This window comes from Roseibium hamelinense (genome assembly GCF_007830545.1).
Lineage (GTDB): Bacteria > Pseudomonadota > Alphaproteobacteria > Rhizobiales > Stappiaceae > Roseibium > Roseibium hamelinense.
In genome coordinates this window covers 35,619-57,727 of record NZ_VLLF01000001.1, presented here as the reverse complement: position 1 = coordinate 57,727, position 22,109 = coordinate 35,619, and the positions used below count along the sequence as shown (strand labels likewise).

The window sequence follows — 22,109 nt, the reverse complement described above, 5'->3', positions numbered from 1 at the left end:
CTTACCAGCGCTTGGTTTTGCAATTGTGGGTGTGGACGTGGGCGCCCTTGGGGATGTCGGCGATGATCTTGCCGATGTCTTCGCCGTACTTGATGGCGGTATCGCCATTGCCGAGATCTTTCAGCGCGATCTTGTGGCCGATCGGCACATCCGCGCCGGCGGTGAGACGAAACGTGGAATTGTCATGGGTGACGCAGCACAGCATGTCGGTGCCTTTGGTCAGCCCTTCCACAACCACCACCCCGACATTGTCGGCATGTTCGTGGACGAGAAGATGGGGAATTTCAGACATGAACGTCTCCTCAAGTGTCTGGTGTGAGTAGAATTTTCGGAACAGCGACCGCGCCCTGGCGCAGGTCGGTGAAGGCCTTGAGGCCGTCGGACAGAGGCCGGGTCTCGGTCCAGTCGAGCGCGCCCAGCCGGCCATCGAACATGGCCCTGGCGGTCTCGCGGAAGTCTTCGGCGGTATAGGTGTAGGTGCCGATGAAGGTGATCTCCTGCAGCGTCATGCGCCGGATATCGAGGCCGCCCTCGGCCGACCCGAGCCCGATGTGACTGATGACACCGCCGGGCCTGGCCAGTTTTGTTGCCGTTGCCCGTGTTGCGGCATAGCCGACGCCGTCGACGATGAGATCGTAGTGCCCGCCCGTCTCCGCCTGCTCCGGTGTCAGGACCTCGATCCCGCAGGAGGATTTGAGAAACCCAGCCCGCTCTGCATTGGGTTCGATCAGGCGGACCTGACTGATCCCCTGAGCCTTCAGGGACAGAGCCGCCCCGAGCCCGATGGCGCCGCCGCCAATCACCAGCGCTTTCGCCTCTGCCGGATCTGACATCAAGGCGCGTTTGGCGAGACGCACGGCATGCCAGCCGCAGGCAACCGGTTCGGCCAGCGCCGCCTGGGCATCACTGATGTGATCCGGCACCACGACCAGGTTGCCTTCCGGCATGCTCAGGTATTCAGCAAACCCGCCTTCGCGCGGCGGCATGGAGATGATCTGCCGGTCCGGGCAGAGATTGTCCCGCCCGGAGCGGCAGGCCTCGCATGTGCCGCATGTCACTAGCGGATTGACAGTCACCCGCTTGCCTTGAAGGGGACCGGACATAACGGTTCCGGCAACTTCATGTCCGAGGATGAGCGGTGCCGGGCGGCGTTCGTCATGGCCGAGAAAGGCATGCATGTCGGACCCGCAGATCCCGGTGTGCGCCACCTTGATCAGTGCATCGCTTGCCGAAGGCGCCGGATCGGCAACATCCCGGTAAGCCTGCGTTTCCGGGCCGGTATAGACAAGGGCTTTCATTTTGCGGTGAACCCCCCGTCGACCATGAGGACCTGCCCCGTGACATAGCGGGACGCCTCCGAGCACAAAAACAGGATCGGGCCGTCAATGTCGTCGAGCGCGCCATTGCGGCCGATGCAGGTCTGGGCAGCATTGCGCTGCGCCCGGTCTTCGTCGCCGAAGACGGCCGCCGTCAGCTCTGTCGGGAAGAAGCCGGGGCCGATTGCGTTGGCCGTGATCCCGTCCTTCGACCAGGCTTCGGCCATGGCCCTTGTCAGTTGGCCGATGCCGCCCTTGGACGCGCCATACGCGATGCCGCCCGGGAACGCCCGTGTTGTCTGAAGGGACGCGAAGTTGATGATCCGGCCCCAGCCCTTTTCCTTCATGGCAGGCGCAAAGGCCTTGCTCAGGAAGAACGGCACGGTCAGATTGAGCATCATGGTGATGTCCCACCCGGCATCGGTCACCTCATCGGCGGGCTCGCGGGTGTTGATCCCCGCGGCATGTATCAGAATTTGAGGTGGGCCGAATGCCTCGGCGATACTGTCTACAATGCTGGCAAGACGCTCGCGATCGCTCAAATCGGCCGCCACGGCTGCGGTCGACCCGCCGGCTTCCTGCCGCCACTCATCAAGGTCAGACGCACGGCGGGCAACACCGACCACAGACGCGCCCGCCTGGGCGAGAACCGTTGCCGCGCGCCGGCCGAGACCGGAACTGGCGCCGGTCACGCAGGCAACTTTTCCCGAGACGCTAAACAGACCGGACATGGCCTTACTCTGCCGCCTCCGCACTCAGGTCGAAGTTTTCGCCGGGGAAGTATTTCCGCAGCCGGATGTCGGCGGTGCGGGCGTGGCCTTCCATGCCTTCCAGCCGCGAGATCCGCGCGGTTGCCTCGGCGACGGGCTTGGCTCCTTCGCGGGTGGCCCGCTGCCAGGTGACGATCTTCATGAACTTGTGGACCGACAAGCCGCCCGTGTAGGACGCCGCGCCTGATGTCGGCAGCACATGGTTTGTGCCCGACGCCTTGTCCCCAAAGGCAACGGTGGTTTCTTCCCCGAGGAACAAGGAGCCATAACAGGCCAGGCGGTCCAGCCACCAATCCAGATCTTCGGCCTGCACCGTCAAATGCTCGGGAGCATAAGAATCCGAGGTCGCCGCCATCTCCTCGCGGGTGCCGCACAAGATCACTTCGGCATAATCCCGCCAGGCGGCCGCCGCGTTCTGGCTGTTCACTTCCGGCAGATCGTCGATGAGCTTGGGAACCAAAGCCATGACCTCTTCGGCCAGGGACCGTGTGTTGGTGACGAGCCAGACCGGCGAGTTGTAGCCATGCTCGGCCTGACCGACGAGATCGGCGGCGACCACTTCAGGATCGGCTGTCTTGTCGGCAAGGATCAGGCTGTCGGTGGGTCCTGCGAACATGTCGATGCCGACCCGGCCGAACAGGATGCGCTTGGCTTCGGCGACAAACTGGTTGCCGGGACCAACGAGGATGTTCGCCTTTGGAAGACCGAAGAGGCCAAAGGTCATGGCAGCGACACCCTGAACCCCGCCCATGGCGACGATCTTGTCGGCGCCGCACACATGGGCCGCGTAGATGATTGCCGGGTTGATGCCGATGCCGGGGCGCGGCGGGGAGCAGGCGACGATGTTCTCGCAGCCCGCCACCTTGGCGGTCGTGACCGTCATGATCGCGCTGGCAATGTGGCTGTAGCGGCCGCCGGGGATGTAGCAGCCGGCCGTGTTGACCGGGATGCTCTTCTGGCCCGCGATCAGGCCCGGAACAACCTCGACCTCGATGTTCTGGCAGGTCGCTTTCTGCGCTTCGGCGAATCGCTTCACGTTGGCATGGGCGAATTCGATGTCGCGCTTCAGCTTTTCAGGCACCTTGGCGCTGGCGGCCTCAATGTCGGCATCGGTCAGGATGATCGTGCCGTCATACTTGTCGAACCTGGCGGCGTACTCCATCGCGGCGGCATCGCCGCCCGCCTCAATCGCATCGAGGATTTCCTGAACGATCTTCGTGGTCTCGGACGCATCGGTCTTTGAGGTCAGATCTGCTTTCTTCAGATATTCAACGGTCATGGCTGAACCTACTTGTAGATTTCAGGCAGCAGCGTTGTGGAGATTGCCGGCACGTAGGCAATCAGCAGGGTCACTGCGAGCATGAAGAGGACGAAGGGAACGGCGCGGGCGGCGATCTTCAATATCGACTCACCGGTCAGGCCGGAGACGACAAACAGATTGAGACCGAGCGGCGGGGTGATGAACCCGACACCGAGTGCGGTGATCATCATGATGCAGAACTGGATCTCGTTCATGCCGATGTTGTCGGCGAGCGGTTTCAGGATCGGCGCCAGGATCACGATGTTCGGCGTGGTTTCCATGACGCAGCCCGCGGCGATCAGCACGAGGACCATCATCATGATGAGCACCCAGGGCTCATCGCTGATGCCCGTTGCGACAGCCACAAACCCTTGCGGCACACCGATGATGGCGAGCGCTTCGGCCAACGGAATGGAGAAGGCGATGATCGGAATGATCACCCCGTTGACCTTGGCCGAGCTGACCAGCATGGCCGGGAAGTCCGAAAACCTCATCGTTCCGAGGATGAACCCCATGACAATGGTCACGACGACGGCGGTGGCGCCGGCCTCGGTCGGTGTCAGGCGGCCTGAGAAGATGCCGTAGAAGATGATCACCGGAACGATAAACGCGTACCAGCCGGACTTCAGGGCGACCCAAAGGCGGGAGAAGTATTCGCTCATGCCGATGTTGCCGCCGCCCTCCCAGCCGTAGAGCCGGTTCATGATGATGTTGGTGGCGAGGATCGAGACCAGGATGGCAATGCCGGGAATGACGGCCGCGAGAAACAGCGTGGATGCCGAGATCCCCAGGACAAGGCCGATGATGATATAGGCGATGGACGGCGGGATCAGGATGCCGGTACAGGCCCCAGCCGCCACCAGGGCGCAGGCATAGGGGCGCGGATAGCCGCTTTCCACGAGCCGGTCGATGGTCATGCGCCCGACGGCAGCAGCCCCTGCGGCATCCGATCCGGAAATGGCCGCGAACATGCCGCAGACAAGAACGGTCGCCGAGCCGAAACCGCCTTTGGCGAATTGGGTGAGGGCCTCCGCCACGTCGAGAAATTTTCGACTGAGCCCGGTTCGCACCAGCGCATCGCCGGTGAGGATGAACAGGGGCACGGCCGTCAGCGCGAAGGCGTCGATGCCGCTGAAGAGCTTTTCACCGACAAGGGACAGGGGCAGGGCCCCCGACCAGACTAGCATGAGGCTGGCGGCGGCGCCGATCGCCGCCCAGACCGGCACGGCCAGTGCGACAAGAAGAACGAACAGCAGGACCGGACCGTAAAAATCCCAGCCGAGTTCGATGGTCTGTGGTTCAAGATGTTGCCAAAGCATAGCCGCCCCCCTCAATCGAACAGCTTGTCGCCTTCGTAGACGGGCTTGCCGTCGCGAAGGTCGCGAATGTCGCGCAGGAATGACTGGGTTAGGCGGAAAAGGATCAGCGCAAAACCGAGTGGCACTGCACTCAGGAACCAGACCTGCGAGATGCGCAGGCCATGGGTCACCGATCCGAATTTTGCCGAGACAAGCACGGTCTCGAGCGACCAGTAGAAGGCGATCACCGCAACGGCCGCCATGATGATGTCGCCGAAGATGTAAAGCAGTGCCTTCACCCTGGGGCCGACATACTGCATCAGCACGTCGATCCGGATATGACCCCGCTCTTTTACGGCGGAAGCCGCCCCGATCCAGGCCAGATAGATGAAGGAGTAGCGGACGATTTCCTCGCCCCAGATGGACGAGTAGGCGAAGATTTCACGCCGGACCACCTCGATGAACATCGTCAGGACAAGCATGACGTAGAACACGAGCAGCAGCCAGCGTTCGCCATTCTTGTCTATTGCGTGAAGGACACTCGACATAAAGCACTCCTCTACCGTTCCCATCAGGCGGCAAGCCCGATGCGGTGGTCGCGCGTTAAAGGGTGTGGAAGTACACAGTGGTGGCGCCGGCGCTCTTGGTGGCGCCGGCGGACCGTTCAGCCCTTATCAGGCGTCATGCACGTAGTAGCGTCCCTGCGTGCTGGCAGCCTCTTCCAGGCGGGCAAAGGCGTCCATGGACCCGGCCAGTTCAACCTTGAACTCGTCCCACTCGGACCGCTGGTAGCCGCCGGCATCCTGCCATTCGGCCAGCTGGTCTTCAGTGAGGGAGTGGAACTCGACGCCGGATTTCACCAGTTCGGCCATGGCATAGGAGCGGGCGGCCGGAACCTTGGCAAGGTTTTGCTGGGCGGTGATTTCACCGGCAAACTCAATGCCTTCCTGCACATCGGCCGGCAGCGAGTTAAACCACTCCAGGTTCATCGAGTAGACCTGGCTGTCCGGCACGGCCTGTGTGAACGTCACGTGGCTCAAGATGTCCTTGAAGCCGAAGACATAAAGAGCGCCGACAGAGGGATCGAGCGCATCGGCAACGCCCTGCTTGATCGCCGAAGGTGTCTCACCCCAGGCAACCGGTGTCGGGTTCGCGCCGACCATGCGGTAATACTGCTGGAGCATCTTCGAGCCGGGCACGCGGAATTTCACACCGTCCAGATCGCCCGGGGTAATCACCTGGTTGCCGCCCCTGCGCACGGCGACGACGCGGGGGTCGATCACCACATAGAACAGGGCCTTGAAGCCGGAGGCCTCGATCTTGGGGTGAACTTCGCTTTTCCAGGCGTCGGAGGTCACGAGGTTGGTGAAGCGCTGGTTGGAGCCGCAGAAGTACGGCATGTTGATCAGGTCGACAGCGGATGCAAAAGGCGCGAAGTTGGACAGGGAGTGCTGGGCTGCTTGAATGGTGCCGCCCTGAACAGCCTGGGCAAGGGCACCGCCGGCACCAAGCTGTCCGCCCGGTGCGAGCTTGACATAGACCTTGCCGTTGGTGGCGTTCTGGATGTTTTCCTTCAGGTCCAGCTGCATGATCGGGTAGCTGCGCGACGCGCCAAGCACATAGGCGGTTGCCAGTGTCATGGTGTGATCAGCTGCCTGTTGGCGCTCGCGCTCCTCCTGCGCGGTCTGGGCAACGGCTGCGTCGGACCAGAGCGTGCCGGCCGCGCCGGCAACGACAGCGGCGGTGAAACCGCCCCGGGCCGTCAATTTCAGAAAATTACGGCGCTCATGCGAGGCCAGGTCTTCCCTCTTTTTCATGATTTCCTCCCAAGAAATCGTTTGGTGTTCCGGTTACTTGCCGGCTTTCCTCTCTGCTTCCTTTTTGAGAACAGCCGCCGTGAACGCCACCGAGACGGCGAACAGGCAAAGCATCTCTCCAACATTTCCGAAAAACGGTGTTCCGCCGAAGGAACCGATCGATACATTGATCACAAAAACGGCAAAGAGACCGCCAGCCAAGGCTAAAAGCATGATCACCTCCCAACGATCAGGTCACTTAGCGTAAAACTGAATGTAAGCGGTTACATTTTTTGTGGCAAGCAGAAAGTGTATTTTCTACGATCGGAAATCGGGCTAGGCGGTGAAACGCGTGGCGGCCTTGTTACGGAACCGTGAGAATGGACAAGACAGATAAGACCGGCGGTGTTCCGGTGCCGACCGTTGCGGACGTGGCGGCCGCGGCCGGCGTCTCGACGGCCACGGTGTCCCGTTGCCTCAACTCGCCGGGCGTTGTCAGCGAAAAGACCTTGAAAAAGGTGCTGGAGGCCGTGGACCGCCTTGGCTATGCGCCGAATTTCAGCGCCCGGGCGCTCGCCTCAAACCGCACCAACATGATCGGCGCCATCATCCCGACGATGGAAAATGCGATCTTTGCCCGCGGCTTGCAGGCATTCCAGGAGGAATTGCAGAAAAACGGCCGCACGTTGCTGGTGGCGTCCTCGTCTTATCGGTCAGACCTTGAGGAGGAGCAGATACGGGCGCTGACGGCCCGCGGTGCCGATGCGCTGCTTTTGATCGGCTACCATCGCGATTCACGCCTGTACGAGTTTTTGGAAAAACGCCGGATCCCTTACGTGGTCGCCTGGGCCTATGATCCGGCGAAACCGCATCTTTCCGTCGGCTTCAACAACCGGGCTGCCATGCGGCAACTTGCTGACGAGGTGATCGGCAAGGGACACCGCAAACTCGCCTGCATCTCCGCCGACACTGCCGAAAACGACCGCGCACGCGAGCGTGTCAATGGCATCCGGGACGCCATGGAAGCCGCAGGACTTGATCCGGCAAGTCTCGACATAATCGAGACAAGTTATGCGATCGATGCGGGTGATGCGGCATTTCGAGCGCTGGTCGGGGCCAAAACACCGCCAACCGCGGTGATTTGCGGCAACGACGTTCTGGCCGTCGGCGCTTTGCGGGCCGCGCTGGCGCTCGGTATGAACGTCCCGGAAGACGTGTCGATAACCGGCTTTGACAACATCGAGCTGGCAGGGCTTGCCCCGGTGCCACTGACAACCGTTCATGTGCCGCACAGACGGATGGGCCAGTTTGCGGCCCAGGCGCTTTTGGCCGCACTCGGCGGCACACCCCCACCGCATAGCACCGAACTGCCCGCGGAACTGTGCCTGCGCGCCACTCTCGCCCGAGCGCCGGCCGGGTGACCAATTGGGGATTCCCCTTGGCTATCGGTCATTGGCTCGACGCCCTTACCTCGTCCAGATAAGGATTTTGGGCTCGGCAGGCATCGTAGGCGGTGACCATGATGTCGGCCACAGCGACCTCCGCACCGGTGGTCGAAGCCTGAGCCAGAAAACTTCCGTCAGGCGCTGCAATACAAGAGCGCCCCTGATAGGAGAACCGGGCGTCGGCGCCGCAATGATTGGCATAGGCAACAAACACCTGGTTTTCGAATGCCCGCACCGGCAAAACAGACCCGGCGATGAACGCACCCCCGGCGCTTTGAGGCAAGGCGGTCGGCACCAGGACGGCGTCCGCGCCCCGTAAAGCGAGATCCCGCACCCGCTCGGGAAACTCTACATCGAAGCAGACAAGAAGCCCGAGGTTTAGGCCTTCGAATGCGATGACCGGCGGGCGCTCTTGGCCCAGAGTGAACAACGCCTTTTCATAGCCGCCGTAAAGATGGAGCTTGTGATAGGCGGCGACAGTGCCATCGGGCGCGGCGAAGATGGCAGCGTTGCGCAGGGTCTCCCCGTCCCGCAAGGCCAGCCCCGCAACAAGGGCGCTCCCAGTTGCGGCCGCAAGGTCTTTCAAGAAGCGCACCTGCACTCCATCAAGCCCCTGCGCATTGGCCGCGATCTGATCCCCCGCGCCATATCCCGTCAGCGCCAGCTCCGGAAAAACAATGACCCGGGCACCTTGGCCGGACGCCTTGTGCGCGGCTTCTGACATCTGTTGCCTGCGGCAGACCGGATCGGTTTCGCAGGCGTCCATCTGGACAACGGCAAGCTTCATAACTGAGGTCTCCAAGCGTCTTCGCAGCTCCATAAACCAATCATGTACCCAAATGGGAAACCAAAAGCAGCGGCCCGTCCCAAGAAACGGATGGCAAGTCCGCTTAAAATGCGGTCAAGAAGAAGACCCATCCCGGTAGTGCCTTCATTGACGCCTGGGCATGGAACACCGTTGCACCGGCCGCCAATTCAAAAACCCGCAATGACCGCGCATCAACGGGCCGGCGTTTTTCAAGGCAATCGAACACAGACAGCGCGCTCCCTTAAACCGAGGTGCACGAGCCGATTTTTCAATTCAGGCAAATTGGAAGTTTATCGGAACAAAAAAATGCGGGCCAAATTGGCCCGCACTCGAGTGGCACCTGCACCAGCGCCGGTAATGCATTAGAGGATCCGATCGACCAAAAACAGCTTCATGCTGGGCCGTCTGTCTAAGCGCATCAGTCTATGTCGCTGAGGTTTGCGTCGACATTCATATTTGCAGCAACATGAGCCGGTGTGTTCGGATGGGCGTAGACATTGTCCCGAACCACTTCATCTTCATCATTTGCCAAGCGCGTCAACGTGTTGGCAGCAGTATTCGGGTTGTCCGCAACTGCAATTCGGACGAATTCATGATCGCTGTTGGCCAGAGTGTCCAAGATCTGAGGTGTGGCGCTCGGGTTGTCGGCAACCGCCGAAAGCACTTGCCAATTGTTGCCACTGCTCGGATTTGCCATGACAGCCAAATCCTGAACCGGAACACCAGGGTTCGAGATCGCTGCCAGCGAAACGGCAAGATCCTCGGGGTCTTCAGCATTCACATCGATGAGACTGTCACGCACCTTCGCGGGTAGGCTGGGGTTGCCAGCCGCGGCGACGCGAACATCCTCCCACTGGTCGTTGCCGGTAAAGCCCACCAACATTTCTGCAGGTGTGCTTGGGTTTCCTGCAAGCGCTTCAGTCAGATCATCCCGGTTGTCGATATTGCCAAGATCCCGCAAAATATCCACAGGCGTTGAAGGGTTGCCTGCAAGCGCCACCTCTACTTGTGGATCATCGATTTCTGCAAGTTGCCGCAAAAGATCAATGGGCGCATTTCGGTTTCCAGCGATTACCCGGTCGAGTTCATCATCACCAAGCGCCTGAAGGTCCACAAGAATATTTTGTGGGGTCGCCGGATCACCAGCTGCGTTAAGCATCCGCTGCGGCTCCATTCTCAAGACATTCATCCGGCCATTGCCCGTCGGCCGGTCGTAAAGTTCCCGGGCCGGGAACGCATTCCGAACAGTACCATCATCATCGCGGTAGGCTGTTGCGGCGCGAAATGAGCCGCTGGATTTGACATCAAGGTAGCTGTTCACGTTCCGCTTGACATCGTTGGGGATCCCGGACAGGGAAGCATTCGGGTTACGATTGAAGTTGTTTGCAAGTCCACCTTGACCGCCGATACCCCTGGCTGGACGGTTGTTCACCTGCATGGTGGCGTTGGTGTCGTTCTGATTGTTCTGGGTGTTTGTGGCTCCTCCGACCTTTGAACTGCCGTTGACCTGATTAAATGCCATAATGAAAATCTCCTGGAACAGAAAAGAAGCCGGCAAAAGGCTCCTTTTACAATTTTGACAAAGATTTGAACTGTGCATGTTCAAAACCCAGGAACTGAATACTAAACAAAAGAACTTAATAGAAATAGAGATAGCCTATTATTGGATAATAGTATTTTAGATAAAAAATAAGTAATGAAATAGTGTCCATTATGAAGAAATATACGGTAAAATATATGTCACAAAACTGATAATTATTATTAATTAATACAATCAGACACGAGTATTCGTATCGAGCAGCAATGCGGCAATAAATTACCGCCGGCATTTCGGTGTAGGTGAATATGCGGTTGCGGTCGCTTTGCGGGAGTGACGTTCCGCCGGTCCGCTCAAGGTTCAACGACGGGTTGCCGAGAGATTTCATCCGCCCCGCTGCAGATCAAGACTTAGATGGTTTTCTTTTGCCGCAAGCACCGTCTGAGCGCTTTTCTGCCATAAATTCCAGCGCAACCCGTTTTGTAAGCTCATTTTTGGCAAGCGGCAGCCCGACAGGCCGCTCTCCTGATCCACGATTGTGCGTGGATTTTGAAATCTCATTTCAAAACAAGACCACACTCAAAAAAGCGGAAACGATGAAAAAGACTAGTCTTTTTCGCCTTCGCTCCACGCCCCCAACAACTTGGGCAGATCGCCAAAGCGTGCAACGAGGCCGAACACCGCGATGGCCACCAGAATAAAGAACACGGAGACCGCCGCCATTGTCGGCGTGTACCCGTAACGAAGGGCGTTGAACACCTTGATCGGAATGGTTTCCAGCGTGAAACCGACGGTCATGTAGGCCACGATGTATTCGTTCAGCGACAGGACGAACGCAAAAGCGAAGCCGGAAATCACATAGGGCCGGATCAACGGGAATATAACTGTCTTCAGCAGCGTCTTGTCATCGGCGCCCATGGTCATGCCCGCTTCGATGATTTCCCGGTCAATGGTGGCGAACCCGAGCGTGATCGTCACCAAAGGCAAACTGACGAAGAAGATGCCGTGGCTGATGACCACCGTCCAGGGCTGGCCATAAAACCCGGTGGTGGCCCAAAAACTCAGCGCTCCGAGCGCAGTGATCACCGGCGGCAGAATAAACGGCGAAAAACCGATCACCTCGACCAACCGGGCCCAAGGTGCCACCCGGCGCCACAAAAACCAGGCGAGTGGCAGCGCGATCGCAACACTGATCGCCGCGGCAACAGCTGCAACCAGCACCGAGTTCATCAGCGCCGAGCGCCAGCCCTCGTCAGTGAAGACGCTCAAGTACCAGTCTGCGGACAGGCCTTGGGGCGGGAATGCCAGCGTCTTTTTCTCATTCAGCGCCACCCCAGCAATCACGATGATCGGCATTGCCAGAAACAGGGCCATGAGGCCGAAGAAAGAACGTGTCAGAACCGTTGTCACTGGCCTGCTCCCTTCCGGCCGGAGATCGCAACGGAAAGGCCAACCAACGCCAGGCTTGCCATTACTAGGAAGACAGCCATGGCTGCGGCAAACGGCATGTTGGACTGATAGATCGCCTGATCGGTGACCAGCACGGACAGGGTCCAGTGCTGCGGCCGCCCGAGTATTTGCGGCAGCAAATAGGCCCCGAGCGCGAAAATGAACACAATGATGGACGTGGCCAGCAGTGTCGTGCGCATGGCGGGCAAAACCACGTTCAAAAACGCGCGTATTGGCGAAGACCCAAGCGTGCGTGCGGCTTCCATCAAAGAAGGATCCAGCCGGGAAAACGCTGGATAAAGCACCAGGACCGTGTAGGGAAATGCCTGGTAGACAAGGCCGGTCAGCACAGCACCAAAGCTTGGTGTCCAGGACTGCGGACGATCCATCAGCCCGAGCCAGACGAACAGGTTGCTCAGCCCGGCCGTACGGCTCAAAAGGGTTGACCATGAGAAGCCGATGATGACTTCCGACAGGGACAGAACGCCGAGCAGCGCGATCAGCCAAACCACCTGATTGCCACGCCGCAAACGGGTCAAAAGATACGTGAACGGCACACCGATCAGCAAGCAGATGGCGGACACGAACGCGGCCAGAAACAGGGAGAACACCAGCACTTCGCCGAAAAACGGCGACAGAAAACGCGCATAATTGGCTAGTGTGAAAGCAGGTTCATAGAACCCTCCTGGCACCCGCTTGAACACGGAAACCGCGACCATGATGGCAAACGGCACCACGAAAAACAGGCCGAGCATGGCGGCCGGAAAGGCGATCGGCAGGTAGTCGGTCAGTTTCTGCGGAGGACTGCGGCGCATCTCTTCAAGCCCCTGCACCGTCAAACACCACACAGGCTTCTGCCGGCATGGAGAGTGACACGGTGGAACCGACTTTGAAGTCGCCATGGGTCTTGGGCGCTGCATGGGCGACAATTCGCTCTCCGCCCGCATCAAGATAAATTTCGACGATGGCGCCCATCTCGCGAACAAACACAACGCTTGCCTTCACCGGACCTGTCTCGGATGGCAGGACGGCAATATCCTCCGGCCGGATCGATACGAGCGCCCCCTCGCCGCCAGCAACGTCAAGACCCGGGATGGTGCCGCCGGAGAACCGCGCACCGCCCTCGCCCGCAGCAACCTTGATCAGGTTGGCCTGCCCCAGGAAGTCGGCAACAAACGGTGTCGCCGGCCGACGGTAGGCCTCGATGGGTGCTCCCATTTGTTCCACCTTGCCGTTGGACATGACGACGATCTGGTCGGACATGGTCATGGCTTCACGCTGGTCGTGGGTGACAACGATAGTGGTAATGCCAAGCCGCTGCTGCAGCTGGCGCAGTTCAACCTGCATCGCCTCGCGCAACTTGGCATCCAACGCTGAAAGCGGCTCATCCAGCAAAAACAGTTGCGGCGAAACCGCGAGCGCACGGGCAATCGCAATGCGCTGCCGCTGACCACCCGACAACTGGGTGATCGTACGGTCGGCCACACCCGGCAGCTGGACCATATCCAAAAGTTCACGCACCCGTTCGCCGCAGGCCGCTTTGCTTTTACCGCGGATGCGCAGCGGATAGGCAATATTCTCGCCAACGCTCAAATGCGGAAACAGGGCGAGGGACTGAAACACCATGCCGAGATTGCGCAGATGCGCCGGCGTGTCGTTGAGCCGCCGGCCCTGCAATAAAATGTTGCCAGATGTCGGGTCTTCAAGACCGGCAATCATGCGCAGGAGCGTGGTCTTTCCGCATCCGGAAGGCCCCAACAGGCACACGAACGTTCCCTCGTCCACCGAAAGGGAAATGTTGTCAACGGCCGCAACCGAACCGAAGCGCTTATGAATATCAACGAGTTGGAGGCCCGACATGTCTTCTTCCGAACATTTTCAAAGGGCGGGCCGGAGCAGTTCAGCACCGGCCCGGAACATCGGCTTTAGCCAACGATGAGTTCCGTCCACTTCTGGTTCAGCCAGTCGGACTTCGTTGTGTAAAGGTCGTACCGCGGCAAAACCGGATCGATATCGGACGACACGGATGCAAATTCGGCATCGGTCAGGTCGAGCGTGTCGCGCTTTAGTGTCGGCGCCGTGCCAACCTTGCGCGACATCAGCGCCTGCATCGACGGCTGGCTCATGAAGTTGATAAACTCGTGAGCCTCATCGCCTTTGTCTGACGCGCGGGACAAGGCCCAGCAGCCGGAGTCCAGAATGCCACCCTCTTTCGGGAAGGTGGAGCGGACCGGGAAGCCGTCAGCAGCGGCAAGGCCGGTCACATCGTGATAGTACTGCCCCATCGGGATCTCCCCGGATTTCAGCGCCTGCTCGAACTGCGCCTCGTCGCGGTACCACAAGCGGACATTCGGCTTGAGCTCGGCCAGCTTGTCCATGACCTGCAGGATGCCCTCATCCGTGTCGAGAATATCCGTCCCGCCGAAGAATGTCTTGGCAGTGACTTCCAGCAGGAACGAGTTGGAGACGAGGGCCAGAAGACCGAGCTTGTCTTCATTGGCCGGATCCCACATGAACCCCCAGCTTTCCGGAGCTTCGGGATAGGTGTCGGTGTTGGACACCAACGTGATGTACCAGGCAACGGCGCCGACGCCGGCTACCCGCCCATCCGGATATTCGTTGATGAACTGCGGCAGCATCTTGTCGGCGTCCGCAACTTTGGACAGGTCGAGCGGCGCCCACAGGTCGGTCGACTGGCCCTTGAGCATCGCAACTTGTGACATCATCGACAGGTCGGCCGGCGCCTGCCCGGCGCGCGCTGCCTGCTGCAACTGAACCAGCCAGGCTTCTCCGGTGGGTTCTGCGATGGAGTCTACGGAAATACCGGTCGCATTGGTGAATTCCGGGAAGATGTGCTGGTCGAAACTGTCTTTGAAATAGCCGCCATACACGCCGACCTTGATCGAGCGCTCTTGCGCGCGCAGCACATTCGGCATGGCAAGCGTCGTGGCCCCGAGCGCTGTTGCGCCCAGGAAGGCACGCCTTGAGACGGTCAGGTTTGTCTTGTCAGTCATCTGCAGTTCCCCTTGTCGATGGACCGCCTGGACAACGGTCATTTTTAAACAGGCTGCCCGTTGTTGCCGGTGCTGGCCTGCCGAAAAAGCTCAGGCGCCACGCCTAACCGATGGGCTAAACACCATAAGCGATAGGATTTCAAACAGCATTTGCGCACCGGCATGAGCTGTGTTGGTGGTCGCATCATATTGCGGCGCAACCTCCACCATGTCGCCGCCAATCAGATCGACGCCCTTGAGCGCGCGCAGGATTTCCTGGGCTTCCCGCGTGGTCAATCCGCCGATTTCGGGCGTGCCTGTTCCCGGCGCAAAGGCCGGGTCGATGCTGTCGATGTCGAACGACAGATAGACCGGACCATCCCCAACTTTTTCCCGCGCCATTTCTGCGACCCGTTCACACCCGAGCGCCGATATCTCTTCGGCATGCACCACGGCCATGCCGGACTCGGCTGAAAACTCCCACAAATAGTCGGAGGACCCGCGAATGCCGATCTGAATTGTGCGGTCCGGATCCAGAACGCCTTCCAGCACCGCCTGGCGGAACGGGCCACCATGGTGGAACCGGCTGCCGTCAAACGGTCCGGACGTGTCACAATGGGCGTCGATGTGAATCATGCCGACGGGCCGTTGCTTGCCGAGCGCGCGCAGGATCGGCAACGAAATTGAATGGTCCCCGCCAACGGAAAGCGGCGTCACACCTGCATCCACTATTTTTGACGTCGCGGCTTCGATGTCTTGATGAGACTGGTCGAGATTGAACCGGCTGCGGAATGGGACATCGCCGATATCGGCAACGCGCAAATCGGCGCCGGGCATGCATTCCAGAACATGATTGAACGGCCCAACCCGCTCGATCGTGCGCACGGCCCGCGGGCCGAACCGGCAGCCGTTCCGGTTCGTGATGCCAAGATCCATCGGCACACCAACGATTGCAACGTCGAGATCGGAAAAGTCGGGCGCCTGCCAGTTTGTTTGGCGATATGGCATATCGAGAAAGGTCGGAACCCCGGCGTAAGGCGCCACCCGGGTGCCGTTGGGGTCAAACAGCTTTTCGACAATCGACTTGTAGAGCGGTGTGTAAATCGTGCTCTCGTTTTCGCCGGAAAACTTCGCCCTCAGGGCCTCCAGCTTTGCCTTATCCATGCCCTTGATCTCTCGCTTCGATGTCAGTTTGCGCGGCGGTTTGCGCATAAAGCGCGAGGCGTTCGCAAGCCTTTTCGATCGTGGCGGCGTCCACATTTGCAAAGGCAAACCGCAAATGATCGTCCTGCCCTGGCCCGAAATAGCTCCCCGGCAGCACCAGAAGGCCAAATTCCCGTGCCAGGTGTTCGGCCACCGCAGTCGCTGACACGCCGGCAAACGGGTGGCGGACATAGGCGAAATAAGCCCCGATCTGATCAAGCCGCCAGCCCGGACACAGATCGAGCGCCGCCTGGAAGGCAATCAGCCGGTCCGCCAAGGTCGCGTTCACGTCCTGCCGCCAGTCCGTCAGATTGTCCATCGCCCAAGGGAGCGCCATCTGTGCAGCACGCGCCGGGCAAATCTGCACACAGTCCAGCACCTTGCCGATCTCTTCGATGACCGGCGCCGCGGCCGTAATGGCCCCTACCCGGTGGCCCGGGATCGCGTAGCTTTTTGAAAAGCTGTAGAGACTGATTACGCAGCTGCGCCAATCCGGCGTCGTGAACGCGCGATGCAGCGAGGAACCCGGCAGAAAGTCCCGGTAGGTCTCGTCAATCACCAGCCACAGGTTGTTCTCAAAGGCCATTTCCTTGAAGGCGGCGACCGTCGCGGCCGGATAAACCGCGCCGGTCGGATTGTTCGGCGTCACCAGAACGATTGCCTTGACCGTGTCGTCAATCAGCGGCCGCGCCGCTCCGGCATCCGGCAAAAACCCCCGCTCGGCCGAAAGAGGCAAGGGCCTTGCCTCGATGCCCAGCATGTCGAGCGTCATTTTGTGATTGAAATACCAGGGCGACGGCAACAGCACCGCATCTCCAGCCTTGGCTACAGCCAGAATAGAGACAAAAAACGCCTGATTGCACCCCGCGGTGATCGCCGTCTCTTCCGGGGTGATCGGAGCACCATAAAGGCTGCTGCACGCTCTCGCATAAGCCTGCCGCAGTGCCTCATCGCCAAAGATATCGCCATACCGGGTCGCCTCGGCGCTGGCTGCAGCTGAAGAAATCCTGTCGAGAAAGACTTGGGGCGGCGGATCGCCCGGAACCGCCTGACTGAGATTGATGGCCGGCCCAAAGCGGCCGTCATAGCCTGCCAGCCACCCGGCAGCTTCCGGGATTGGTGGGGTCGCCGTGTCGACCAAATGCGTGTTCAAATTTGGGTGCGTCACATCCCTGCCCGTCATTACTCCGCACACTTTCTAAGCATGCTTTACAAATGATCATAATCTGTTTGAAAGCTTGTAAAATAGAAATTTTTCAATCATTACATTGAAAAATACAAATGTAAAAGGCGCCGAATGCACCCGACCGGAAGCGACCTGCGATTGCTGCAAGTGTTTGACGCTGTCGTGCGCCACGGCGGGTTTTCGGCCGCAGAATCCGAACTCAATCTCAGCCAATCGACGATCTCAAATCACATGGCGGCCCTGGAAGAACGCCTTGGGATCGTTTTGTGCCGACGCGGCCGGCGCGGCTTTCAGCTCACAGAAGAAGGCCGCGCGGTGCATGACGCCGCCACACGGCTGAATGCTGCCCTTTATGACTTTTCCGCCGATGTTGGCTCTGTTCAGGGCAGGATCAGCGGCGAATTGCGCATCGGAACGCTGGATGCGATTTCCGACGACCCCGGCAACCGCCTGCACATGGCGATCGCCGCCTTCCTGGAAACCGCACGAGATGTCAAAGTCCTGATAGCCCAGGAAGCTGCCCAGGATCTTCAGCAAAAGGTGTCTGACGGCACCTACCATTGCGGCATCGGTGTTGACCTGTCCCCGGTCGACGGGCTGGACCATCTGCCGCTATATATCGAAACCCACAGTCTTTATTGCGGGCGCGGCCACGCATTTTTTCAAGTCGCCGACGACGATCTGAACCGCGAGGAAGTCCTCGACCAGCCATTTGTACAGCGCGGTTACTGGCACAATGCCGAGGCCCGCCAGAACGCGTTCCACAACGTGGCTGCCACCGTTTTTCAGATCGAGCCGCAACTCATGCTGATCCGGTCCGGCCGATATCTCGGATTTCTGCCGGACCCTTATGCTGAACGCTGGTGCGCGAACGCGCAATTGCGGCGCCTGGGACTCGACGGGATGCGCTACACTGCCCCGTTTTTTCTGATCACCGCGCGTGACAAGCGCAAATCCAGCACCGTCACCGCCTTTATGCATGCTGCGCGAAAGGCGTGGAACATAGCCTGAGTCTCAGACCGGACCGCCATCGACCACCTGCTCCGGATGCTGCGCGGCCCAGCTTTCCAAAAGCACAGCAAGCTCGGGAACACCCGCCCGGTCCGCTGCAGTCCTTGGTAGCGGCACGCCTGCCTCAAGCGCCAGGAGCAAACAGCCAACATGATCGCGCCCGGCACGCTTCGGACAGTTTTCGGAGCCATGGAGAATGGTCGACAACAGCGTGCCGCCATAGCCGTTTTGGTGATCAAGATCGGGACCCAGCGACATCAGGTAGGCCATGACGTCCGCAAGCCCTTCCCAGCCCGCAACCTGAACCGGCGTCAGACCTTCCGCATCCGGCTGGTCGAACTCGACGCCGATCTCTACCAGCCGCTTGACATGCGCTAGCCTGCCAGGCAGATGCAAGACGCTGCGGATGATTGTCCGGTAGGCTCCGGGCAGCTTTTCCGGATCAAGATGTCGCCCGCCGGTCTGTAAACCATCTGCGGCGGCGGCCAAGAGCTGCTCTTCGTGTGTCAAGTCAACCGCCCCGCCCCGCGCCTCGAGTTCAGCGCTCAGCGCCGCATTGCCAAAAACCCGGGCATAGCCGTAGGCGCTGCAGCCTTCGAACCGGCGGGCCGGGTCGGCACCGGCATCCAACAGCAATCGCACCATTTCCGGCGAACACATCCGGCGCGCCGCCTGATGCAGTGCCGGCACCACAAACGGCCGCTCGCCGCCGACATGTGTGCCATCAAACTCGTCTGCCAAGCCCCCTGCGTCCAGCAGCATCCGCACCGCCTCGACATCATCGAAGTCCATCGCCCGCAACAGCGCATTGGTGCCGCGCGGGTCAGCACCGTGGGCCAGCAGCATTTTCAGTCCCTCGTGATGGCCAAGCTCGGTAGCGTGATAAAGCGATTCATTGTCGTTCGGATTGGCGCCCCGCTCCAGAAGCCACCGCCCAACACCATGTTGTCAGCGTGTCCTATCGCTCCGTAGAGCGCTGAGAGCTGATGATCATTGTCCGGAGCCACAGGCATGGACGCATCGACATCCGCGCCATGAGCAACGAGCATCTCAGCAATCGCGATCATGCTGTCAGCCAGCTCGGGCCGCTGGTGGATGTAGCGTGAGAAGGCAAGATGGCACATTGGCGGGCGTCCACCGATATCCCGTACCGCGTTTTGCGGATCTGCATTCAATGCGGCTTCGACAGCGTTTCGCTCGTACAGCGCGATTTGAAGCCCCAGGTGACCACTTGCCAAATCCGGTGCGCCTTGCAACAGGCGTTCCACAACATGGGCCTGGCCGAAATGCAGCGCCACTTTCAACCGCTGCTGCTGCGCTGCCCGGTCCAAACCTTCCAGATCGGCGGCAAGTTTCAGCGCCGGCCAGCTTTGAAAACTGTTTTCCCGCGCAATCACATGCAGAAAATCGGCATGTTTGAGCGTGCCCAAATCGGCGCGCGGCGGATGATTGGCGACACGCTGTCGGGCATAAAGCTCACCTGCCTCATAAGCCTTTTTCAGGGTTTTTGCGTCACGGCGCAGCTGGTCTAGGGATTTGGTCATCGGTTTCCTCATCATTGCGCCCGGCGATCCGCTTGGACGGGCATGAGAAAAACCGCAGGTATCGGCTTCAAATGTCTGAGGAGGTGCCGATATCGGCTTTCCGCGGATCCGGATGCCACCCCACTGGCAATGCGAGATTATTCCAGAACCAGCCCAGTCCGCAAGAGCGCAGCTTGCCTCCGGCCGGACCTCCCGACGCCCGCCGATCGCCAACCAAGTCCGCCGCGCCCTGCACACCAACACTCTGCGGGCTGATGCTTGTGACGCGCGGCGCGGTGCCCGCGGCAGATTGCCTGCGCCGCAGCGTGCCCCGAGGCCAAGATCTTCCGCCACTTCACTGGGGTGTCGCAGCCGGCCGTGCCATGAAACCCGTGTTGCCGCGGAAGAAACCTGACAGTTCAGGAATACGACGGGCGCATCTTCAACTTTTAAGGGTGCGTTTAATGAATTGGCAGTTAAAGATGCGCTAAGCACGACAATATCTCAAATTAAATATAGGTGAAATATTTATGTCGAGTAATGACTATCGGATTGATGCGCTGGCAAACGAACAGTCCCGATGGAATAAAGCCCAGGATCTCGGATCGGCAACAGTAATTACATATAGTTTTTCCGAAACACTGCCCGACTACTTTCAAGAAACATGGTGGGGTATAAAGGATTTTAAGTCGTTTTCGGATCAGGCGCGGATTGCAACTCGCGAGATACTCACCGCGTTTTCCGAAATGGCCGGACTCCGGTTTGAAGAAACGGACCACAGCGCGGCAATGCAGTTCATGATGTACTCCGGTCGAAATGGAATACCAGCCGGTATTGCCAGCGACGCCGAAGCGTTTCTTCCAAGTGATACGGGTTTGCACGCCGGTGATGTGATGATCAATCACACATCTGAAAAAATGCAGGACTTTACCAGTGGTTCGGTTGGATATTGGATTTTAGCCCACGAAATCGGCCATACCTTGGGCCTGAAGCATCCAGGTCAGTACAGTGGTTTCGATGAAGGGCCGTTCCTGCCGGGTTCGGAAGACAATCGTGCAAACACGATAATGTCCTACAACGACACCCACCTCAGTACCTTGAAAGCGCCATTCGATCAGTTGGCATTGCAGTATTTGTATGGTGAACCGGCCATTTCCGGGCAGCTGGTATTTGGGCAGGAGACATATACCTACTATGGTGCAAGCCGTTCGGAAATTATGGGAACTTCGCACTCCGAATATTTTGTTCTCCCCCGAGTGTGGCAGGATACCTATTCGGTTGATGGCGCCGCTGGGACGGATACTGTTTCATTTAAACAAAACTACTCAGGTCTGAACCGGGATCAGTTTATCGTCACGTCCAGCGATAGTGGCGTAACGGTAGGCTTGGATGGAGTTCAGTTTGCTCTGGCCGCAGTGGAGCGCATCGAGTTTGATGACGGTCAGGTCGCTTTTGATCTTGATGGATCAGCAGGTCAAACCTACCGCCTCTACCAAGCGGCCTTTGACCGCACGCCTGACGACATAGGCCTGTCTCACAACGTGAATTTGATGGACAATGGACTATCTATTCTGGAGATGGCCTCGGCATTTATCGGCTCCGAGGAATTCCAGAAAACATACGGTACAAATGTGGACAATACCGCATTCCTGACGTTGCTCTATCAAAACGTATTGGACCGTGGCCCGGATGATGATGGCCTGACCGGCTGGCTTTCCCTGCTCGATGGCGGGACGTCCAGGGAAGAAGTTCTGTTCGGCTTTTCAGAGAGCGCTGAAAACAAGGCCAATGTTGCCTCAGCGATCGATGATGGGATTTGGCTGGTGTAGCGAACATGTCCAGCATCCCAGCCGACATCCATGAACCGCTTTTCAAAATCTGGTCCGTCTTGGTCCCGTCGCGGCTTGAAACGGTTGGCGGACGACGTTTAAGCGATTGATGTGGCGTGGGATGCGGTTGGCGAAGCCCGTCATTCCACCACATCCCCGCGAGCCAAAGCCGGCAACGGCGGCGTCCTACCGGCGGCAGCGTATGCAAACCGAACTCTCACGGCTGCCTATCTTGTAGAGACCTTTTGGCGGACGTTTCAAAGCGCCTTAATGGCAGGATCGAGGATCAGTTTGGTGGCCGGTGCCATGGATGAAATCGACTGGAAAAAGGCTCCAAGGAATGAAGTGTGATGGGCGATCGATGCAGATGGCTCAGCACACTGGTTTATATTCCCGATGTCGCCGCCTTTGCTGACTTTTGGTTTCAGGAACCTCAACCAGCCCGGACCTTTGGATTGGAAGGCGATTGGCGGGAGAGTGTGACGAAACGGCCGAAAAAGTGTCCAGTCTTAAAGACTTATTGTCGAAACGAAAGGGCGGATACGAGACATTCGCTGCACCGGGAACCAACGGCGGCATTGCGGACAAAGTGAGCTTTCGCTGCAACCGATTCTATGGCAGCTTTCGCCTCGAGTTTAGGTCTGC

The 22,109-nt window shown here is 59.2% G+C and carries 21 protein-coding genes; 3 read left to right on the top strand and 18 right to left on the bottom strand.

Translation table 11 applies throughout. The features are described from left to right. Position 1 precedes the first annotated feature (1 nt). The 8 genes from JM93_RS00300 to JM93_RS00265 form a co-directional block, all read right to left on the bottom strand. A complete protein-coding gene (locus JM93_RS00300; protein ID WP_145340066.1) occupies positions 2–292 on the bottom strand; it encodes a UxaA family hydrolase in 291 nt (96 codons plus the stop codon). A gap of 10 nt (positions 293–302) precedes the next feature. Then, positions 303–1,298, bottom strand: coding sequence for a zinc-dependent alcohol dehydrogenase (locus JM93_RS00295; protein WP_145340065.1), 996 nt, complete (start codon positions 1,296–1,298; stop codon positions 303–305). After that, on the bottom strand, positions 1,295–2,047 hold the full coding sequence (locus JM93_RS00290; protein WP_145340064.1) for an SDR family NAD(P)-dependent oxidoreductase: 753 nt from the start codon (positions 2,045–2,047) through the stop codon (positions 1,295–1,297). Before JM93_RS00290 ends, JM93_RS00295 begins: the two co-directional genes overlap by 4 nt. A 4-nt stretch (positions 2,048–2,051) precedes the next feature. After that, positions 2,052–3,365, bottom strand: a complete 1,314-nt coding sequence (gene hisD / locus JM93_RS00285) for a histidinol dehydrogenase (protein WP_145340063.1) — start codon at positions 3,363–3,365, stop codon at positions 2,052–2,054. An 8-nt stretch (positions 3,366–3,373) separates the two neighbouring features. Beyond that, on the bottom strand, positions 3,374–4,705 hold the full coding sequence (locus JM93_RS00280) for a TRAP transporter large permease (RefSeq protein ID WP_145340062.1): 1,332 nt from the start codon (positions 4,703–4,705) through the stop codon (positions 3,374–3,376). Positions 4,706–4,716: 11 nt separating this feature from the next. Beyond that, the gene (locus JM93_RS00275; protein WP_145340061.1) at positions 4,717–5,232 is read right to left on the bottom strand and encodes a TRAP transporter small permease; all 516 of its coding nucleotides are present in this window, start codon (positions 5,230–5,232) and stop codon (positions 4,717–4,719) included. A 126-nt stretch (positions 5,233–5,358) separates the two neighbouring features. After that, positions 5,359–6,501: a TRAP transporter substrate-binding protein gene (locus JM93_RS00270; protein WP_145340060.1), complete on the bottom strand. Its 1,143-nt coding sequence runs from the start codon at positions 6,499–6,501 to the stop codon at positions 5,359–5,361. Positions 6,502–6,534: 33 nt separating this feature from the next. Continuing rightward, positions 6,535–6,714 carry a hypothetical protein gene (locus tag JM93_RS00265; protein WP_145340059.1) on the bottom strand — a complete coding sequence of 60 codons (180 nt, stop codon included), beginning with the start codon at positions 6,712–6,714 and terminating at the stop codon, positions 6,535–6,537. Positions 6,715–6,860: 146 nt separating this feature from the next. On the opposite strand from JM93_RS00265, the gene JM93_RS00260 reads away from it, so the two are divergent. Beyond that, positions 6,861–7,901 (top strand): LacI family DNA-binding transcriptional regulator, encoded by a 1,041-nt coding sequence (locus tag JM93_RS00260; RefSeq protein WP_145340058.1) that lies wholly within the window; start codon positions 6,861–6,863, stop codon positions 7,899–7,901. 28 nt (positions 7,902–7,929) lie between these two features. Here the strand turns inward: JM93_RS00260 and JM93_RS00255 are convergent, their stop codons facing one another. The 8 genes from JM93_RS00255 to JM93_RS00220 all read right to left on the bottom strand — a co-directional run bounded on the left by JM93_RS00255 (position 7,930) and on the right by JM93_RS00220 (position 17,083). Further along, a complete protein-coding gene (locus JM93_RS00255) occupies positions 7,930–8,712 on the bottom strand; it encodes a carbon-nitrogen hydrolase family protein (RefSeq protein ID WP_170230455.1) in 783 nt (260 codons plus the stop codon). A 439-nt stretch (positions 8,713–9,151) separates the two neighbouring features. Beyond that, positions 9,152–10,255 (bottom strand): variant leucine-rich repeat-containing protein, encoded by a 1,104-nt coding sequence (locus tag JM93_RS00250; protein ID WP_145340056.1) that lies wholly within the window; start codon positions 10,253–10,255, stop codon positions 9,152–9,154. 621 nt (positions 10,256–10,876) lie between these two features. Continuing rightward, complete coding sequence (locus JM93_RS00245; protein WP_145340055.1) at positions 10,877–11,680, bottom strand: ABC transporter permease; 804 nt, start codon at positions 11,678–11,680, stop codon at positions 10,877–10,879. Then, positions 11,677–12,534 (bottom strand): ABC transporter permease, encoded by an 858-nt coding sequence (locus tag JM93_RS00240; protein WP_145340054.1) that lies wholly within the window; start codon positions 12,532–12,534, stop codon positions 11,677–11,679. Before JM93_RS00240 ends, JM93_RS00245 begins: the two co-directional genes overlap by 4 nt. 4 nt (positions 12,535–12,538) lie before the next feature. Further along, the gene (locus JM93_RS00235) at positions 12,539–13,579 is read right to left on the bottom strand and encodes an ABC transporter ATP-binding protein (RefSeq protein ID WP_145340053.1); all 1,041 of its coding nucleotides are present in this window, start codon (positions 13,577–13,579) and stop codon (positions 12,539–12,541) included. 65 nt (positions 13,580–13,644) lie between these two features. Beyond that, the gene (locus tag JM93_RS00230) at positions 13,645–14,733 is read right to left on the bottom strand and encodes an ABC transporter substrate-binding protein (RefSeq protein WP_145340052.1); all 1,089 of its coding nucleotides are present in this window, start codon (positions 14,731–14,733) and stop codon (positions 13,645–13,647) included. A gap of 90 nt (positions 14,734–14,823) precedes the next feature. Continuing rightward, a complete protein-coding gene (speB, locus tag JM93_RS00225; RefSeq protein ID WP_145340051.1) occupies positions 14,824–15,876 on the bottom strand; it encodes an agmatinase in 1,053 nt (350 codons plus the stop codon). Continuing rightward, the gene (locus JM93_RS00220; RefSeq protein WP_244300730.1) at positions 15,869–17,083 is read right to left on the bottom strand and encodes an aminotransferase; all 1,215 of its coding nucleotides are present in this window, start codon (positions 17,081–17,083) and stop codon (positions 15,869–15,871) included. The genes speB and JM93_RS00220 overlap by 8 nt, the downstream gene beginning before the upstream one ends. 129 nt (positions 17,084–17,212) lie before the next feature. Here JM93_RS00220 and JM93_RS00215 point away from each other — a divergent pair, with 129 nt between their 5' ends. Continuing rightward, complete coding sequence (locus JM93_RS00215) at positions 17,213–18,112, top strand: LysR family transcriptional regulator (protein ID WP_145340049.1); 900 nt, start codon at positions 17,213–17,215, stop codon at positions 18,110–18,112. Positions 18,113–18,115: 3 nt separating this feature from the next. On the opposite strand, the gene JM93_RS21885 is transcribed toward JM93_RS00215, so the two are convergent. Then, positions 18,116–19,036, bottom strand: coding sequence for an ankyrin repeat domain-containing protein (locus JM93_RS21885; RefSeq protein ID WP_208994931.1), 921 nt, complete (start codon positions 19,034–19,036; stop codon positions 18,116–18,118). Next, entirely contained in the window at positions 18,961–19,656 is a 696-nt protein-coding gene (locus JM93_RS21880; protein ID WP_208994841.1) for a hypothetical protein, read from the bottom strand. The genes JM93_RS21885 and JM93_RS21880 overlap by 76 nt, the downstream gene beginning before the upstream one ends. Before the next feature lie 509 nt (positions 19,657–20,165). On the opposite strand from JM93_RS21880, the gene JM93_RS00205 reads away from it, so the two are divergent. Further along, complete coding sequence (locus JM93_RS00205) at positions 20,166–21,464, top strand: DUF4214 domain-containing protein (RefSeq protein WP_145340048.1); 1,299 nt, start codon at positions 20,166–20,168, stop codon at positions 21,462–21,464. Positions 21,465–22,109: the final 645 nt, after the last annotated feature.

Coding starts and splice junctions, on each gene's coding strand:
- JM93_RS00250 (WP_145340056.1), bottom strand. CDS start 10,255: ATGGCATTTAATCAGGTCAACGGCAGTTCAAAGGTCGGAGGAGCCACA.
- JM93_RS00270 (WP_145340060.1), bottom strand. CDS start 6,501: ATGAAAAAGAGGGAAGACCTGGCCTCGCATGAGCGCCGTAATTTTCTG.
- JM93_RS00295 (WP_145340065.1), bottom strand. CDS start 1,298: ATGAAAGCCCTTGTCTATACCGGCCCGGAAACGCAGGCTTACCGGGAT.
- JM93_RS00260 (WP_145340058.1), top strand. CDS start 6,861: ATGGACAAGACAGATAAGACCGGCGGTGTTCCGGTGCCGACCGTTGCG.
- JM93_RS00300 (WP_145340066.1), bottom strand. CDS start 292: ATGTCTGAAATTCCCCATCTTCTCGTCCACGAACATGCCGACAATGTC.
- JM93_RS00205 (WP_145340048.1), top strand. CDS start 20,166: ATGTCGAGTAATGACTATCGGATTGATGCGCTGGCAAACGAACAGTCC.
- JM93_RS00290 (WP_145340064.1), bottom strand. CDS start 2,047: ATGTCCGGTCTGTTTAGCGTCTCGGGAAAAGTTGCCTGCGTGACCGGC.
- JM93_RS00230 (WP_145340052.1), bottom strand. CDS start 14,733: ATGACTGACAAGACAAACCTGACCGTCTCAAGGCGTGCCTTCCTGGGC.
- JM93_RS00265 (WP_145340059.1), bottom strand. CDS start 6,714: ATGCTTTTAGCCTTGGCTGGCGGTCTCTTTGCCGTTTTTGTGATCAAT.
- speB (WP_145340051.1), bottom strand. CDS start 15,876: ATGGATAAGGCAAAGCTGGAGGCCCTGAGGGCGAAGTTTTCCGGCGAA.
- JM93_RS00240 (WP_145340054.1), bottom strand. CDS start 12,534: ATGCGCCGCAGTCCTCCGCAGAAACTGACCGACTACCTGCCGATCGCC.
- hisD (WP_145340063.1), bottom strand. CDS start 3,365: ATGACCGTTGAATATCTGAAGAAAGCAGATCTGACCTCAAAGACCGAT.
- JM93_RS21880 (WP_208994841.1), bottom strand. CDS start 19,656: ATGACCAAATCCCTAGACCAGCTGCGCCGTGACGCAAAAACCCTGAAA.
- JM93_RS00235 (WP_145340053.1), bottom strand. CDS start 13,579: ATGTCGGGCCTCCAACTCGTTGATATTCATAAGCGCTTCGGTTCGGTT.
- JM93_RS00255 (WP_170230455.1), bottom strand. CDS start 8,712: ATGAAGCTTGCCGTTGTCCAGATGGACGCCTGCGAAACCGATCCGGTC.
- JM93_RS00275 (WP_145340061.1), bottom strand. CDS start 5,232: ATGTCGAGTGTCCTTCACGCAATAGACAAGAATGGCGAACGCTGGCTG.
- JM93_RS00280 (WP_145340062.1), bottom strand. CDS start 4,705: ATGCTTTGGCAACATCTTGAACCACAGACCATCGAACTCGGCTGGGAT.
- JM93_RS00215 (WP_145340049.1), top strand. CDS start 17,213: ATGCACCCGACCGGAAGCGACCTGCGATTGCTGCAAGTGTTTGACGCT.